This is a genomic window from Parachlamydia sp. AcF125, assembly GCF_018342475.1.
Taxonomy (GTDB): Bacteria; Chlamydiota; Chlamydiia; order Chlamydiales; family Parachlamydiaceae; genus Parachlamydia.
The window spans coordinates 239,110-256,183 of the sequence record NZ_JAEMUD010000001.1; the positions used below are offsets into that span (position 1 = coordinate 239,110).

General features: G+C 40.6%; 15 protein-coding genes and 1 tRNA gene. 6 read left to right on the top strand and 10 right to left on the bottom strand.

From position 1 onward, the window contains the following. The first annotated feature begins 147 nt into the window (after nt 1-147). Both PARA125_RS00995 and PARA125_RS01000 read left to right on the top strand, forming a co-directional pair. Nucleotides 148-465, top strand: coding sequence for a hypothetical protein (locus tag PARA125_RS00995; protein ID WP_213156869.1), 318 nt, complete (start codon nt 148-150; stop codon nt 463-465). A 446-nt stretch (nt 466-911) separates the two neighbouring features. Continuing rightward, the gene (locus tag PARA125_RS01000) at nt 912-1,703 is read left to right on the top strand and encodes a hypothetical protein (protein WP_213156870.1); all 792 of its coding nucleotides are present in this window, start codon (nt 912-914) and stop codon (nt 1,701-1,703) included. Between the two features lie 61 nt (nt 1,704-1,764). Here PARA125_RS01000 and PARA125_RS01005 read toward each other — a convergent pair whose 3' ends face one another. The 9 genes from PARA125_RS01005 to htpG form a co-directional block, all read right to left on the bottom strand. Continuing rightward, on the bottom strand, nt 1,765-3,987 hold the full coding sequence (locus PARA125_RS01005) for a hypothetical protein (RefSeq protein ID WP_213156871.1): 2,223 nt from the start codon (nt 3,985-3,987) through the stop codon (nt 1,765-1,767). Between the two features lie 6 nt (nt 3,988-3,993). After that, nucleotides 3,994-6,213 (bottom strand): hypothetical protein, encoded by a 2,220-nt coding sequence (locus tag PARA125_RS01010; protein WP_213156872.1) that lies wholly within the window; start codon nt 6,211-6,213, stop codon nt 3,994-3,996. A gap of 6 nt (nt 6,214-6,219) precedes the next feature. Next, entirely contained in the window at nt 6,220-6,735 is a 516-nt protein-coding gene (locus PARA125_RS01015) for a type III secretion system chaperone family protein (RefSeq protein WP_213156873.1), read from the bottom strand. 15 nt (nt 6,736-6,750) lie between these two features. After that, nucleotides 6,751-7,206, bottom strand: a complete 456-nt coding sequence (locus PARA125_RS01020) for a type III secretion system chaperone (RefSeq protein WP_213156874.1) — start codon at nt 7,204-7,206, stop codon at nt 6,751-6,753. Nucleotides 7,207-7,216: 10 nt separating this feature from the next. Next, on the bottom strand, nt 7,217-7,369 hold the full coding sequence (locus PARA125_RS01025; protein WP_213156875.1) for a hypothetical protein: 153 nt from the start codon (nt 7,367-7,369) through the stop codon (nt 7,217-7,219). Nucleotides 7,370-7,478: 109 nt separating this feature from the next. Beyond that, the gene (locus PARA125_RS01030) at nt 7,479-8,831 is read right to left on the bottom strand and encodes an MSCRAMM family protein (protein ID WP_213156876.1); all 1,353 of its coding nucleotides are present in this window, start codon (nt 8,829-8,831) and stop codon (nt 7,479-7,481) included. Nucleotides 8,832-9,514: 683 nt separating this feature from the next. Further along, entirely contained in the window at nt 9,515-9,808 is a 294-nt protein-coding gene (locus PARA125_RS01035) for a hypothetical protein (protein WP_213156877.1), read from the bottom strand. Between the two features lie 464 nt (nt 9,809-10,272). Continuing rightward, a complete protein-coding gene (locus PARA125_RS01040; protein ID WP_213156878.1) occupies nt 10,273-11,490 on the bottom strand; it encodes a purple acid phosphatase family protein in 1,218 nt (405 codons plus the stop codon). Between the two features lie 42 nt (nt 11,491-11,532). Next, complete coding sequence (htpG, locus tag PARA125_RS01045) at nt 11,533-13,443, bottom strand: molecular chaperone HtpG (protein WP_249274100.1); 1,911 nt, start codon at nt 13,441-13,443, stop codon at nt 11,533-11,535. A 180-nt stretch (nt 13,444-13,623) separates the two neighbouring features. Here htpG and PARA125_RS01050 point away from each other — a divergent pair, with 180 nt between their 5' ends. From PARA125_RS01050 to PARA125_RS01065, 4 genes are all read left to right on the top strand, one after another. After that, nucleotides 13,624-14,484, top strand: a complete 861-nt coding sequence (locus PARA125_RS01050) for a metal ABC transporter solute-binding protein, Zn/Mn family (RefSeq protein WP_213156879.1) — start codon at nt 13,624-13,626, stop codon at nt 14,482-14,484. Between the two features lie 48 nt (nt 14,485-14,532). Next, on the top strand, nt 14,533-15,252 hold the full coding sequence (locus PARA125_RS01055; protein ID WP_213156880.1) for a metal ABC transporter ATP-binding protein: 720 nt from the start codon (nt 14,533-14,535) through the stop codon (nt 15,250-15,252). 3 nt (nt 15,253-15,255) lie between these two features. Further along, nucleotides 15,256-16,122, top strand: coding sequence for a metal ABC transporter permease (locus PARA125_RS01060; RefSeq protein ID WP_213156881.1), 867 nt, complete (start codon nt 15,256-15,258; stop codon nt 16,120-16,122). A 114-nt stretch (nt 16,123-16,236) separates the two neighbouring features. After that, entirely contained in the window at nt 16,237-16,818 is a 582-nt protein-coding gene (locus PARA125_RS01065) for a gamma-glutamylcyclotransferase family protein (RefSeq protein WP_213156882.1), read from the top strand. 68 nt (nt 16,819-16,886) lie between these two features. Here PARA125_RS01065 and PARA125_RS01070 read toward each other — a convergent pair. Next, nucleotides 16,887-16,973: transfer RNA gene (locus tag PARA125_RS01070), tRNA-Ser, on the bottom strand. Nucleotides 16,974-17,074 lie beyond the last annotated feature (101 nt).

Here is a 17,074-nt window from a genome sequence, read left to right on the forward strand (position 1 = left end):
TTATAAAGTTACCTAATTAAGTAAGTCTAGGGGATGAAAAAAGGGTGCCCTGTTTACTTGGCTCGTAACCGTTATATTTCTCAGTTTAATTGTTTGAAAATCGCTTGTTTCTCAATGATTCTTTTCATTTAAAAAAAGGATCCTATTATGAAAACAATAAAATTTTTATTACTGTCTACTTTACTAGTAATCTCTTTAGGCTTGAGTCAGCTACAAGCCCACGATGGTCATGGAGGTGGCGGTAGCCACGGAAGAGGAGGTCATCATGGAGAGGGGCATACCCGAGGATGGAAGGGAAACCATGGCCCTCATCGTGGGGATGGGGGCCATGGCTGGGGCAAGCACCACTCCCACTGGTGGGGAGGGGAGTATGAGGGATATCCTTACTACTATTACCCTTATGATCCTTATTATTATCCCTACTTTTACGATGCTAGCACCGGCTTATATATTTACACTTATTAAGCTTTATAACAGAGGGATATCCATTCCCTCTTTAAAAAATTAGGGAAAACCGTTTTGACAATTTAGTGGAGTCATCTTATAACCAGAATAAAGAGAGATAAGAAGATTAGCGAGAAGTTGAGCTGAGAAAAGTTAAACTGCAAGCGCAGCGTTGGTTTAATCCCAACCCGTCACCCTTAGAGGGTCTTGAGCCTTTTTGGATTAACCAAAAGGGAGGAAATTTCCTCAAGAAGCCTAATTAAGGCTTTTACTCAACCTTAAGTGACAGTTTACCAAAAACTGATGACGGAGCGCTTGCAGTTTTTTTTTGATCCGGTTCTCCTTAGCCACTCCTTGAATGGCAAAATCAAAAACTGAAAAAGGTTTATTTCTTCCCCTCTTTTCCTTACTTTTGCAACAGATAGCGCATTTTCCTTCGGACGATTAAAAAGAGAAAGGGGCGGTACATGAAAGAAATTTGTTTTTGGTCCGTAGGAGATGGAGATTATGCATGCATGCTTCAAAACTTAGTGCGCTCTTTTAGAGAAGTGGGGATGCAAGAGGATTTTGTTGCTTTTAGCGACCGGCCTATTCAAGGGGCTACCCAAACGATTATTGTACCTAATTTTGATAAAAATTTTTACTTATTCAAATTTTCTTTCCTTCAGTGGTTTATTAAACAACCTTACACTTACGCGATCTTTCTCGATGCCGATAATTTTTTTGTGCGCCGCCCTCCTGATCTGCTCGATCTCATGAGCGATACCCCTATTCATACCTTTTTTGAAAGCGATTGTTCTTATCCAGCCGAAAGAAAGACATGGTGGGAATGCCCTTTAGAAAAATATGTTAGCATGATGCGCGCATGTGGCGTCACCCATGAAAAAATATACAATATCAATGGGGGATTTTTTATCGTCAAAAGGGAAGCTATTCAATTAGTTTGCGAGCTTGCACACGATTTTTGGACCTATGCGGCCGAACAAGGTTTTCTATTCACCGATGAGCCTCCCTTGGCCTATGCCGCCCAAATGCTTTGCGGAGATATGGAAAAGCATTTACTAAAAAATCACTTCGATATGTGGGCCACCGATTGGACAGCCCACTACAAAGATAGGCTTCCAGATGGGCATAAATGGATTTTTAAAGATTACATGCGCTATCACGCCTTTGAAGTTAACCCTGCTATTGTCCATGCGCTAAAAAGCAAAAAAGCCCTGATTGCTGAAGGCTCCAAATACCTCCTGCAACCTATTTAATTCAAGCCCATTCTAAGTACTTATAGAATGAATACACCCTCGTTTTTCAGAGGAAAAAGGCTTATCTAGCTGAAGCCTTGTCTTGGGAGAATTGATTGCGAATAAAGGAGATCACTTGTTCATGTCTTTGAGCAAAATGGGCCTCCAGCAGGAAACCAAGCGTTTTTTTCGCTTCTGCTTTATCAGGGAGGTTTTGAATTTTTTGTAAGTCAATCCCCATTTTTTCCGTTAAAATTTGCACGGTTTCAAAATCAAGCTCAGGCGATCCTTCCAAGATTCCCTCTACCAGAAGTTGAGATAAGTGAATAGGATTCCCTTCGAGGTCTTTGTCAAGATGGGAAGCTTTTAAGAAATCCCTTAGACCTGCCTGTACTAACCTCTTTTCAAGAGGTTCTTTCTTTTTTCTCCAGTATTCTAATTTTTTCTCCGCTGCTGCTATCCGTTGATCGATTTTTAGCTTGGCTTTGTTATGCTCTTCCAATTTTTTTTGCAACTTCTCACTTTCGATTTTTAATTTTTTATGGAGACTTTCAATTTCATCGGGGGATAGTTTCTCTTTTTTATGTTTTTTCACTAAAAGCTGCAAAGCTTTTGGCAAACGGCTGAATTCCACCTCTTGCGTTAGTTTTAAAGCTTCCTTTATTTCGTACATTTTAGCGTTTATCTCATGAGCCGCATAACCGTTTCTCACTTTCTTAATTTTTTGTATTTGCAATTTAAAAGCTCGATAGGAAGCAGGGATCCCATATAGCGCGAGACGTTGATTCACTCCCTTTAACCACTCTCTTGTCAAGGTCGGTTTTTGGGAGTAAAAATAAAGTCCTCCTGCCAAGATTGTAGCCATTGAGGCCAAAGCAAAACCGAGTCCAATTAAGGCTAAACCTAGAGGGGGAACTGAAAAAGCCCCGGCAAGAATGCAAACTGTTAAGGTAGTGACAACAGCTGTAGAGATAATTGCTAGAAACAAAGAAACCGTGGATGCCCTCAACTTAAACTTCGAAAAGCGATACTCCAATCTTTGTTTTTTCAAGCCTTGAGATTTGAGTCCATTGCGGGCCAATTGAGAGAGCGTGTTTTGATGTTGAATCGTCTCCTCTATTAAACCCTCAACCGCTTCAAGCAGCTGCTTTTGGGTAGTAATGGTGGATTTTGCAGAAATACTTATTCCCGCTTTTTTTAAAGCTTCTATTCCTTCTTCAAAAGACTTAGACTCTAGCTCCAACTCATCTATAATCTTTTTTAAAGCTTCACGACGCTTCTCGTGGGCTTTCTTGCGCTTTTCTAATAGAGTTGAAACAAGCGCTTCCGATTTTTTCACTTCCTCTTCCCCTATTCGATTGATAGAAAGTTCAGCTTTTTGAAAAGTTTTCATCCACTTAAGCTGCATTTTTTTATCGTCGGCAGCTTTGGAGAGCTGCATCCCCTGGGAAAGAATCGCTAATATTCCTGAAACGCTTCCAATGCCAAATCCAACCCACCCTGCAACAGCCCCGAGCCCATGCCCTACTTCTGTAGCAATCCGAATTCCTTGCTTTGCAAATTGAGGCGCAAACATCGCAAATTTTAAGCCGATACCAATCGACTGTTCTTTTAGTACAGGCTTACGCAACCTTAACCACTTTTGCACCTCTTGAATCTTTGCTTTTAAGAGAGGATCTGGGCGCTCTTTATATTGAGCTTTTAGTTTCGTTAATTGCTTGGCAATTTGCTTATAAATGACAATCCGGTAAATCAATATCCCCGCATTTCCTAAAGTAGCGGGAAAAGAATAGGCCATGCGCAAATCACCGACGTGAGTTGAGATGGCTTTTCCTATCTCCTGATAATCATAAATTTTTGCCACGTTCCCTAAAGGGCTTACGACAAAGTTATTTAAATAGCTAATAGGGGTATCTAAAGTGGATAAAGCATTCGAAAAAAACTGATTAAATTTTCCTGCAGCTTCATCTTTAGCTAAAATGAGATCAACCCAATGAGAGGCATTTGTTTCGGCCCATTCTGAAAGAGGTAAGAGGTCTGCTTCTGCCGCGCCCTCTGCAAAGCTAAGGATTCCCTGAGCCCTCTCTTCTAGGAAATCGAGCATCTTTAAGCTCACTTCAGGGGCCTCATCCGAAATCTCTTTCTTCAGTTCTTCTGGAAGTTTTTTAAAGGGGACAGGGCTCCTTATACCCCTCGCGCTGATAGAAAATTCCTCTAGATGACTTTGCTCAACGTCAATTCCTCTGCTCTCCACAGAACTGATTGGAGATTTAGGCGAGATGTCCTCAGGATTAACCGGATTCATAAAACCTCACACATAGATGGATGTAGTTTGTTCTTCAGCTTGAATTTCTTCCATTTTTTTCCAAATAAAATGAATAAATTTTTTTTCGGTGAGCGCAAAATAGTCATCCAAATGTTTTTGCACCGTATGCTTAATAGCGAAATCACCCTCTGCTTGTCGTTTTCTCACGTCTATCCCGAAACGGCGATCTAAAATATGCAAGGTTTCTTGATCCAACAAGTGGGGGTGAGTGAAAATTCCATCCACAATAATTTTTGAAAGGGGGGCGGGCTTGGCAGGGGTAGAGCTGAAAAGTTTCATTTCGTGCAAATAATCTGCGACTCCCGCCTGCTTCAATCGATCTAGGAAAGGCTTTTTTTTCGCATTCCAATATTTTACTTTCTTCTCTAAACGCTGAATTTTTTTTGCCCGGTTTGCTCTTTTATACTCGTATGATTTAATTTTTTTCTTATATAAGCTTTCTAGCTTTTCTAATTGTTTTTTATAGAGTGCAACCTCTTCTGCAGATAGCCCAGATGGCATAAATTCTATTGTGGAGCGCTCCCTTCCCTTGGAAAGCTTTTGAGAATGAAGGGAGAACTGCCCCAGGATACCCTCAATCTGTTGAATTTGAACGCGCAGCTTGTAGGTAGCGGCTAGCTCATCTATCTGCTTTTGCTGTTTTCTTTTTAAAAAGTAGCGCCTAAACGCAGCAGGAATTTCGTACATTCTTAAACGGAGATCAACCCCTTTTATTATTTCCTTAAAGCGGTGGGGATTTTTCCGGTAGAAATACAAAAGTCCTACTCCTCCTAAAATAAGGACTGCCGCAAAAAAAAGCGCGGCCAAAAGGATCAAAGCAAATGGGGGAACTGTAAGGATTGCCGTCATGACTAACACATTTAAAACAACAACCGTTGCCACGGCTAAGGTAGTTAAAAATAAATTTGCGAGGCTAAGTTTGATGCTAAAGCCGAGTTTTTTTTGCACGCTAAGCACCTTCATCGCTTCAGAAGTTAAGAGGGCCTGTCTTGAACTGATTTGTATAGTGTCTTGATGCCTTGCATAGATGCATAAAAGTCGCTCTTTTACTTCAGACTTGTGCAATTCTTCTTTAAGGCTGTCTAAGGAAAGGGTTTCTTTTATATCCTCTAGTCGAATTCCCTTTTCCCTTAATAACGCTTGAACTTCGTCTAAAGTAATGGCAACCTTTATTTTTTCTAAAAGTTCTTCAATTTCGCAGCGCCCCCTTTCCATTTTTCTCTTTTCTTCCAAATGGCGCTGTTTCAATAAAGCCTCTATCTCTTCTGAAGCCTTTGCTTTAAATGGCTCCCTTGTTTTATCGATAACTCGCGGTTGAGAGAGGTACCGCTCAGCCCATTTTTTATGAATTTTCTGATGGCGAATAGACCGAGCAAAATCAAAAATTGAAAATCCTAAATTAAGAACGTTGTTGATCCCCAAAGTGGCAAACCCGGCCGCTGCATCGATATAGCGCAGCAGGTCTAATGCTTTAGCAGCCATTAATAAAGGGATTTTAAGGGCAGCTCCTGCAGCTTCTATCCCTTTTTCTACCCTTGCTAAAGGGGAGGAATTTCGATTAAGGTGTTGCTTTTTTAACCAATAGGTAAGAGTCCCTATTTGATCTTTGAGATGGGGATCACCTGTTTTTTTGTAGGTAGCTTGTAAATCTTTCAGATAGGCTGAAACTTCCGCATTCAAAATAGATTTATAAAAAAAGAAATCTTTTTTAGAAGTTTCAGGAAGGATAAAAATCAATCGGGAAAAAATTTCTTCCGCCTTTAATTCTTCCTCTTTCGAACCCCCTAATCCCGCTAAGGATAATTCTTTTTTTCCCTTATAATGGTCTGCCGTCACCCCTCCCCCTCCTGTGTTGCCAGAGTTAGCGAGAATATTTTGGATGATTGTATCCCGGTTAACCTTAATCCATTCGTAAAAAGTGGGGGGAGGCTCATGATTTAAAATAGAGCTGATCTGATGCAATAATTCAATTTTATCAACGCTCTCGGCCAATTCCTGCACGCCATCTTTTTCATCAGATTGACGCTCTACCCCAAACTGGATAGGCCCCAGAATCATCCTCCCACACATGTGGACAGAAGCTTCGGAATGGGAGAGAGGCAGGGCTCTCTCCACCATCAAGCCATCTGAATTAACTCCTCCTTGCGTGGGATCAGCTGGATAAGGCTGAGGAGAAGCGCTTGTAAAAGTAGAGCGTTTTACCATCGTTTATCACTTTGTTAGCGCTAACATTTCTTCCAGCAGCTGATTAAATGTTTTTTCTCCAGTCGCGACGCTCTCGATCACCATGCTAAAAAGATCTATAATCATCATGATATTTCCTATGAGGCTAAACAGAAGCAAAGGATCAACTTTATTTCCCTTTGTAAATAAAACATACCGATAATAAACCTTATCTTCTAATTCCCCCAATTCAAAGCCCGGTAGCTCTAAAAAACGATTAATAAAGAGGAGTGTACTGGCTGTTTGAGAAGCAGCGGAGGATTCAACCGAAAAAGGCAAATTTACCATAAATTTTACCAAATAGTATTGTTTCTCTTTTTCTTGTGCCATCGCTTGCTTAAAAGCCGTGATTTGCAAGATTTTTTCCCTTTCTTGGGCATCATTTCCTAGAAATACTAAAAGTTGGTCATAAGAAACCGCGTCACTTGCTGGTTCTAAAGTGCAATCATATCTTTCCGCCGTTAAGTCACGCTGAATTTGCTTTAAAATGTTTACTTCTTTCATGCCGCTCCTAATCGATTAAGCGTAAAAAATATTTTTGTTTATTTCATTTATAGGATGGGGAAGTTTCTTAGTCTCATTTTGTAATTCTTCAAACTTACTTACCCAGTATAACATATAGTAAATAAATTCTTCAAAATAAGAATTAAATTTTGAATAATTTAGTCCATCTTGTGAAATAAAAGTAAAAAGAACTAAAGCTCGGTTATTCGGTTCATATCCTAACTGAGCTTTACCAGTTTCCTTGCCAAATAAATTCCCTGTTAAAGCTGCGATCGACAATTCTTTTTCTTTGTCGATAGGCAAAATCCCTACGGATGAATAAATAAAAAAACCGTTCTCAAAAACCGATTTTTCAAAACTAACCGTATAGGTTTTATTAATGATTAGACGGCAAATTCCTTCCCCATTGAGCTCTAATTTTCCGATTCCTTTTCTTCTGCCGTACTCTAGCAATATCTCTTCCAATTGCATGAGTGTCACCTTAAGGCGCTAGCTTGGGCGAGGAGGATACGGATAAAACCCTGCCTGTTGTAAAAAAACCGGTATACGCAACGTCTAGGGCCCACTTTGCGAGATCTGCCTCATACCAAACCGCACGAGCGGCAAGATGGTGTCCTTTATCAGCTATAAACATACAAATCACCCTATCTGGTTTTCAGGTTCTAGGATAAAAATTTGGCCGCGTGGAACCGCTTCTTTTGTATTGCATAAATCGTGCCCATTTTAAATCTCTCACAAGGCCTTTACCGCTCTCTTGAGGAGAGGTAAGACATTTTATGACCAGGCGTAAGAGAGGAAAAATTGTTGATCAGATTTTCTTTAGAAAGAGGTTTTTCATAAAAAATATCGACCTGAAAAAACTTAGACGCTTCGAGGAAAAAGGGAAATTTAGGTGACAAATGAATCTCCACATCCTCTTTTTTTGCAGCCTTGATCACATAAGGACCGCCTGGTGGAACTTTCAAACGATTTACCGAGCCTGTTCCTGTGTAAACCAGGATAGAACGACGATAAAGCGCCCAAGAAGCATCGGGCCCGTGACATTTTATCGTTAAAAATGCAGGCTGCATGGCTTTAGGATTGTGAGCAAAAGCCAGCTCTTTTTCTCTTCTCTCCATTTCTCTGTGTAAAGAAAGAGCTTCTTTAAAAGCCGCCACTTCTTCAGAAGAGAAAGCCATCTCAAGCGAATGGATTTCCCCCCTTTTAACTTCAAAATTTTTTCTAGACAGAATTTTAGGGGGAAGCGCACTTTCATCCACATAAAATTCCACTTCGTATAGCCCAATAGGTAAGGCCCTTAAAACCGTTAGAGATCCTGACTTTAAGCGGTAATGGGCAACCTCGGTCAAGCTTTCCTGTAGTAAAAAATTTCCCCCGCTATCTTTTAATCGATACTTTAATTGCTCCTCATTTTCCCCGAGAACAAGGAGAGGGTAGAAAAGAAGCAAAGTACCGACCTCTTTGCTTGGGAGAGCAGTTGTTTGTAAACCCATGCGCTGATTGGGAACATATGTACCGAGCATATTTTCTGCCTTTTCTCCTGGCTGCAAAACAATTTCCAGAGGTTGTGGGCATATATACCCGCTTAATTCTTCAAATAAGACGGTGTAGTCCCCAGGTTCTAACGCATCTGCCTTTAAAGAACCATCGGAGGAGCAATGGACTGTTTTTCCGGAGGAAGTATGTAAACTAATGATCGGTAATTTGTCAAATAGCGTGTGATTTTCAGTGACCGCGCTCACCGCAATGGAAACATAACGAGGCTGTAAGGTTTGATTAACTTTAGTAATTTGCCCAGCCAAAATTTTAACTTGCTTAATCTCCGGTTGGTAAAAGAAAGAATCCCGATTGGGAATCACAAATTCAAGCGTGTAATCTCCAGGAATTAAATTCTCCACTACCACTGTGCGGGAAAGCTTGCCCAAATCTTCTACACTCGCGTGGCTGGCAGGATAAAGCTGCTTATCCTTATCATTTTTTCGCAGCCAAAAACGCACACGCTCTAAGCGCTCCCCTTTCACACCTGTTTGATAGGTTACCACTAAGGTTCCGGTTGTGTCGTCTGCCCATCCGGAATAAGTAAATCCACACATCATGATCGCCCAGAAAAAACAGAAGCAGATTGTTTTCACTGATCCCCCAATCGTTTGATCGCTTTTATTTTATATTTTTAATAGACATTGACTTAAGAAGTTGAATATCCATAAGATACCCTCAAAAAACCCTTTGAAGAGGTGAGCCTCACCTTATCAAAAAGTAAAATAATTTTTTGCATGTTTTAGAAAAAATATATTTCTCGCTGCGTAGAGTCCTTATCCTTAAGCGATAAAGAAGCAAAAAAATTCCCTAAAAAGATAAGCACTGCAACTAAATAAAGAATAAAATTAACAAATTAAAGCGATGGAAGTTTTTATCTCTTATGAAAGCAAATGGCTAAGTTTAAAAAACTTAAGATCTACACGCTCTAAATAGAGAGCTGTTGGCAAACTAGTTAAGCATCAAATAGGCGTTAATTACTCCTATTTGATTCTCATTCTTGAGCAAATCGAGGAAGCTTCACACGCAGATAACAAGGGACTAAAAGTATATTATTTTTCAATGTCAACAGAGTAATAGAAATGCGCCCTCCAACCCTAAAGCTTTTTTCTTTTAAGAAAATTTTCAACGCTTTTAATCTGCCTGCAGCCTAAGCTCTGACTTCTCCAGATTGATTGCCTATAGTAATAATAATAAAGCTGACTTCTGCATGGCTCAGCAAGCAAGATTGGAGAGGAGGTTTTTAAATTTTTTTTGTCTTTTTACCTTTCGCTTTTTGTGTAGTTTTTTTAGGTCCTTTAAAATAGTGAAAGAGATCAATACCCGTAAGCTCTTTTAATAATAACGCCATCCCTTTTCCGAAGGGATCGAGATACTTTTCCCATGCCTCTTTATTTGATTTAAATAGCTGGGAAATTTTATTTTTCACCTCGGCAAGGGATAGAGTGTCGTCCTGGATTAATTCTAAAGGATGGTGAAATTTTAATGCCCATGCAGCGATACTTTTATTTTCTACTCTTTGCCCTAAATGTCCCAAAAAAACGAACCAAGGCGCTAAATTGACCTTTTTCCGTACCCTGTAGATTTTTTTAATATTCTTTTTAGATGTTGGCTACTGGTTCGCCTAGATAAGTTATCGAGGGGAATTCGGGCTGCTTTACACTGATGATAAGGAATAGGGCAACAAAAGGAACATTTGATCAATGCTGCCAACTTGATTTGTTGCTGCTTTACTTACATAAATGCAGGATTGTCAAAAACTAGCTCAAAATTTTTTCAACAGGCAAGGGAAACAAAAAAGAGAGCAAATCAAACAGGGATATAAAAAATAGGAAAAAAACAATTATCGCATTGGCTAGAAAAGGGACTACTACCGCTCCCCGAGGATCACTGGCAGCAAATCCCTTTGAGAAATTATTCAAAAAAAGCTCAACAAGCAGCTCAAAAAGAGTTAATAAGTGCTTGTGAGATTAAACCTTTAGCAAAATTAACAGCCAAAGTTTACCCCTTAGAGGCCATATCAGCCTTTTGTGCTTGCATAACAGGCTGCGCAATCGAATCAAAAACAACCCCTCTATGATCTACTGCTCTATATTCCCTTTTGGCTTTAGATAAAGTCACATAAATGAAATGTCTCTTTTGCGCTGTAAAGGCTAAATACCAGGCTCTTTTCGGTTTTTTGGGAGCTCTCGCTTTTTTTACTCCCCACGCGCCATCTCCTATATATAAAACGCCAGAGGGCACCACTTGTCGATTTTTCAAAGGATGTGAGCGTTTATAAGCATGATCATGATTTTCAAAGGCTGCGTGTAGGCCAAACTGTTCAAATACCGTCCCCCAATTCGAACGCACCTGCACACTATACGGATATTGGTACTGACGTACGCATGGATAAGCAGGAATATGGTAAAGGGCAAATTTGTGCCATATTGCCTCTCTCTCATGTAGAGTTTTAGCTAGCCACTGTGTTTGCTCGCCTTCAATAGGATGAGTGTGCCCTGAATCCAAGATGATAAGGCTTAAATACTTTCCAAAGTCAAGCGCGCGATAACCAGGCACCCCAAATAAGGCGTAAAAAAAAGGAGCTTTCTCGGGGTTTTGATTGAATCCCCCTTCCACATCGTGATTTCCAAGGCTCGGAACAAGAGGAATCAACCTCCCCTCTGAAGTAACCATGGTCTTCTCCCACGCAGATAGCCATTCAATCCAGCGTTTATTGTGAAGGGCTTCTGAATAAGCGATATCACCGCCAATCAAAGCAAACTGAGGATTTAGAGAAGCGGCTTGCCGATTCATCTGGATCACATATTCCATTCGATCGTGATAAACATCTCCTCCCACGACAAAATTAAGAGGCTCTTCCAAGCTCGCAGGCATGGTTCTAAATTGATAAATTTTTTCCTCGGCCCCTAACTTAAAACAATAAGCAGTGCCAGGATCTAAGTGAGTCAGCTCGGCCCTGTGAAGCAGATAAGGAAAATCCAAGGGCATTTGGGTGTGAGAGCCTGTAACAGATTGCCACTCGGCTTGTTTATCAAAGCGACAAAATTGAAGTAAATCGTCTGTTTGTTCTAAGGCTGTAATCCATTGAACAGTCATAGTTGTCAGAGGATCATCTCTCCAAGTTAAGTAAACGCAGATAGGGGTTGCACCTTCCAAATGGATAAAAGGGGCAAGAAAAAAGAAAAGAGAAGCAATGAGATAAAGGTGAGCTTGCATAAAATGGGGGGAAGGCCTCCAAAAATGAAGGCCCTTCTTTAGTTACGGTTGTTTGGTATTAATTAATTTTTCTGCCAATTTTTCAAGGAGCCGAGTATTTCTTCCCAAGAATTCTTTTAATTCAGCAGGATCCATTTCTTTTTGCGATAATAAAGCCATTTCATAGATCTGTTTAACCAAATCACCTGTCAATTCAGGTTGAATTTGATCCAGCTTTTGCACCAATGATACAAAGGGACTGTTTGTGTTAACGACAAGTTTGCGTTTATCCATGAAACCTTTAACTCTTGAAGCATCTTTTGGATCTAAGTTGCGCATATAATCGCGTATACGCCGTTGCTGTTCATCGATGACAACAACCCCTGGAACAGACTCTGCCGCTAAACTTTTCGCTTCAACTTCTACCTGTTCATTATCAAGTTTGGAGCGTATGAAATCCGCTAATTTTCCAGCTTCTGTTCTGCCATCTGCATCTAAAAGCGTTTTTTCTTTTTCTTTATCGAGAATACTTTCATCGATGTCAGAATCTATCCGCTTGAAAATAACCGGACTAAGCTTTCCTTCCAAAAATTGGATGAGGTAAGGATCAAAAGGGCTACTAGCAGCTAAAATTTCGATTCCTTGCTTGTGATAGACCTCCGCAAACGGGGAAAGATGGTCATCCTCTTTGGTATAGAAGACCTTATCTTTAATTTTGGCTTGATTGCGCTCAAGGTACTCTTCTACTGTTGTCCATTCTCCACTTACATTCTTCCATACTAAGAAACTTTTAGCTTTTTCGTAAAACTTTTCATCCTCTAGTATTCCAAGCTTTACAACTTGCCCCACATCTGCCCAACATTCTAAAAAGCGCTCTCTTTCATTACGGTACAGGGCTGCCAAACTATCCGCCACCTTTTTGGAGATGTGGTTGGCTAGCTGCCTAACTGTACGGTCCATTTGCAAATAGCTGCGTGATACGTTTAAAGGAATATCGGGGCTATCAATCACGCCTCTTAGGGCCATCAGGTAATTCGGGATCACATCTTTGCAGTTATCCGATACAAAAACCCGATTGCAGAAGAGTTTAACCGTATTTTTGCTAATGTCAAAATCTCGATTGAGTTTTGGAAAATAAAGAATCCCTTTTAGGTGGAAAGGATAATCGACATTTAAATGTACCCAAAACAACGGATCAGGATCCATAGGATAAAGATGTCGATAAAATTTTAGGTAATCTTCCGCAGTACATTCTGAGGGAGATTTAATCCACAGAGGCTCCTCGTGGTTAATATGGGAATCTTCCAAATAAACAGGATAAGGCAAAAAGGAGCAGTAATGATTTAAGATTTGGCGAATCCGCGCAGGCTCCAAAAACTCTTCGCTATCTTTGTCCACGTGTAAAATGATTTCTGTTCCCCGTTTGGTACGCGTGCCTACTTCCAATTCATATTGGGCAGAGCCGTCGCAAATCCAACGTACCGCTTCAGCTCCTTCTTTATAAGAAAGGGTATTGATTTCTACTTTACTTGCTACCATGTAGGCAGAGTAAAAACCTAAACCGAAGTGCCCTATGAATTGATCAGTTTCATTATGAGACTTATATTTCTCCATAAATTCTTCTGCGCTAGAAAAAGCAATCTGGGCAATATACTTTTGCACTTCTTCCGCGTCCATCCCGATTCCATTATCCACGAAAGAAAGCGTTCTTTTTTCTTTGTCAATGTGAAGGCTAATGCGGAAAGGCTCGTCCGAGCTTGCTGTCAACTCCCCTTTATCTTGCAAAATTTTGACTTTATGGATCGCATCGCAGGCATTCGAAACAAGTTCGCGAATGAAGATATCTTTATCCGAATAAAGCCACCTTTTGATAATAGGAAGAATATTTTCACTGTGAATTTCTAAAGTTTTAGTGACCATAATATCGACCTTAGTTTTAATAATTTTGTTACAAAATTGGTTTTCAACTTCCATAAGCAAAACTGCGGGAAAAGGTTATCTTAAACCATTGCCGACTTTAAATAAAGCTTATGATCTATCTCAACCAGGTTAAAAAATGTGTGTATACAAGAATGGCCTTGTCAAAAAATAGAATTAATCTTAACATTTTTGTGTTCAAAGAATCTTAGATAAAAAATTAAAAATGAGCTGCTCATGCGCATGGCTTTTATTTCAGTTCTTGCCTTTTTCTCTTTCATATTTTCCCACTCCACAGCACAGGCTAAGCCCACTGTTTTGGTTACAATTGCTCCGCATAAATTTTTTGTAGAAAAAATTGGAGGAAGCACAGTAGAGGTACAATTGATGATCCCAGCGGGAGCCGATGCCCATACATACGAACCCACTCCGAGACAAGTGATGTCAGCCAATTCAGCAGATATTTGGTTTTTTATTGGGGAAGCTTTTGAAGCGCGTGCCAAAAATGCTCTTTTAGCGCATAAGCCTTCTCTTTTACTAGTCGACATGCGACAAGGCTTGGAAATGATCTCCGCAACCTCCTGTTGCCAACACCATCAGGGTTGCTGCCATGCATCGGGAGAAGATCTACACTTCTGGCTCAGTCCAAAAGAAGCTCAGCAGCAAGCCAAAACAATTGCAAGTGCTTTAATTGAAAAATATCCTGCCAATACAGAAGTATATAAGCAAAACCTTTTACATTTTTTAGAAGAATTAGAGGCCCTTGATGCTAGGATTCGCCTAATTTTGAAAGAGGCGAAAAATCGGGTAGTCATGGTGGCACACCCCGCGTATGCTTATTTTGCACGCGATTATCAGCTTACTCAGCTCCCTATCGAGCATGAAGGAAAAGACCCAAGCCCTCAACAGTTAACTAAAGTGATTAAACATGCCCGCAAGGAAAAAATCAAAACAGTTTTTTCCCAAGCGCAATACTCGCATAAAGTCGCTCAATTGATAGCTAATGAAATAAATGCTCAGGTTGTCATTTTGGATCCTTATGCCGAAAATTATCTCTGCAATTTAGAACGCATTGCGCATTCCTTTGCTGAAAATTAAGTTGAATGTAATAAAATAGAATAGATTTGTTGAAGGATTTCAAATTTTATGCCCTCTGCCATTCAAGTGAAGAACCTTTCCTTTTATTACCAGAGTGCTGGCATCCTCAACAATTGTACTTTTGAGATCCAAGCGAATGAATTTATAGGCATTATTGGCCCCAATGGAGGGGGAAAAACCACTCTTTTAAAACTTCTCTTAGGCTTTTTAAAACCCTCTTCAGGAAATATTGAGATCTTTGGTCATAGCCCGGGAATCAATTCCCATCGGAAGGCCTATGTTCCTCAAGCTGTACGCTTTGATCCTCAGTTTCCCATATCGGTTTTTGAAGTTGTCTTATCCGGAAGACTAGCTTCCCTCCCCTGGTACGGACGATATTCCCAAAAGGACAAAAAATTAGCTGCCGAAGCCCTTGAGCGGGTGGGAATAGCTAAAATGCTGTATAACCAAGCATACGGAAAATTATCGGGTGGGCAAGCGCAAAGGGTTTTAATTGCACGCGCACTGGTTGCGGAACCTGAAATTTTATTCCTGGATGAGCCGACTGCCAGCGTGGATGCGCAGGCAGAATCGGATATTTTTAATTTATTGAGCGAGCTTAAAGGCTCGATGGTCATTTTAATGGTCACTCACAATCTTAAGGCAGCTATCAGCCAAGTGCAGCGCGTCCTATGTGTACAAGGGACTGTACTTTCTCTTAAACCGGAGGAAGTTTGCGAACATTTTGGAATCGGCCTTTATCATACACCTTTGATTAAGTTGAAGTAAGCTATGTCTTTTTTTGATGCCCTCATGGCTAATTCTCTGCTCCTGTCCGCTTTACTCGCGGGTTTAGCTGCCTCGATTGTAAGCGGCATCATTGGCTCTTATGTGGTCGTTAAACGCATCGTTTTTATTAGCGGCAGCATTTCCCATTCGGTTTTAAGTGGAATTGGCTTTTGTCTTTGGCTACAACGTTCCCAGGGGATCACTTGGGCCTCTCCGCTAATGGGGGCATTGATTTCAGCTATTTTAGCAGCTCTTGTGATAGGCTGGATCCATCTTCATTATCGACAAAGAGAAGATTCTGTAATAGCTGCTATTTGGGCGATCGGAATGGCGGTGGGGATTCTGTTTATCTCCCAAACCCCCGGCTTTAATGTGGAATTAACCAATTTTTTAATTGGCAATATCCTCTGGGTTTCCCCCACAGATCTCTATATCTTATTTGGGTTGGATATTTTTGTCTTACTCCTTGTGCTTTTATTCCATACCCGTTTTCTCGTCATTTGCTTTGATGAAGAGCAAGCTCATTTACAAGGGGTCCCTGTTAATTTTCTTTATATCCTGCTTTTGATTTTAACTGCGATTTCGATTGTTTTACTGATCGAAGTGGTGGGGGTCATTTTAGTTTTAACCATGTTAACTGTCCCTGCTGCCATTGCGAATCTCTTGACTTCACGCCTCTCCTCCATGATGTGTATTGCAGTCATCTTGAGTATGATGTTTTGCCTGATTGGAACAGGCACAGCGTTTCATTTGGATTGGCCTGCAGGAGCTTCCATCGCCTTGGTCGCCGGGATCACTTACCTGGTGGCTTTGCTCCTTTTTCCCTTGTCCTCTCGTTCTTTAATTTATAAAGTTAAAAACAGAGCGTGAGTAGGAAAGGTCTCTTTTGTGAGTTATTTTCGAAATTAAATGAATCACAATAGATCTTTTGCTTTCTAGGGGAACGCAACACCACCAAGCGCAATTGTCCAAGGAGAACAAGCCATGCAATTATCATCAGATTTGCCACACCTTTACTTTGCCTATGGTTCTAACTTAAGTTACGAGTTTCTTAAAGAGAGACTAAAAAATGGAGAATGGCTCGACGAATGGCATAGAGAGGGGGTATTAGAGGGACAGCCGCCCCTTGATCTCGGCACCTATATCCTTGATGATTACGAATTTAGCTACTCGCTAAATGTCACCCCTTTTGGCGAGGAAGGGACTTCAGGAAATATCATCCCTAAAAAAGGATCTCAGGTGTATGGAGTGGTGTATCAACTTTCCGACGCGCATCTTGCGGAATTAGATAGAACAGAAGATATTCCCGAAGCCTACAAGAGAGTGGCAGTACAAGTACATAAATGCGCCACCAAGGTTTTAGGCAATTTTCCCTTGGGGGAATCTTTAACTGCATGGGTATATGTCGGAAATTCCAAATATATTCAGATAGAAGAAAATCCAAACCGTGAATATGTCAATCTTCTTATTCACTCAGCATTTGAACGCTTATTTCCCCGCGAATATATTGACCAGTATCTTCAAGCCAAGTATCCAAACGAAATATTAGAATCGGCAACCGTATAAAAGGCCCATCGCACCAGGACGATTTAAATAAAAAGCGGTTTGCAATACGCCTACTACAAACCGCTTGTCGGAAAGAGAGGGATTTGAACCCTCGATACCCTCGCGGGTATGCGTCCTTAGCAGGGACGTGCTTTCGGCCACTCAGCCATCTTTCCCTAATTCAATAAATATTATCCCAAGTGCAACAAATGAGAAGTGGTAATAGTATTCAGAATCCACTTTTTATGCAAGAAAAGCTTTTTAAGACCGATTATTT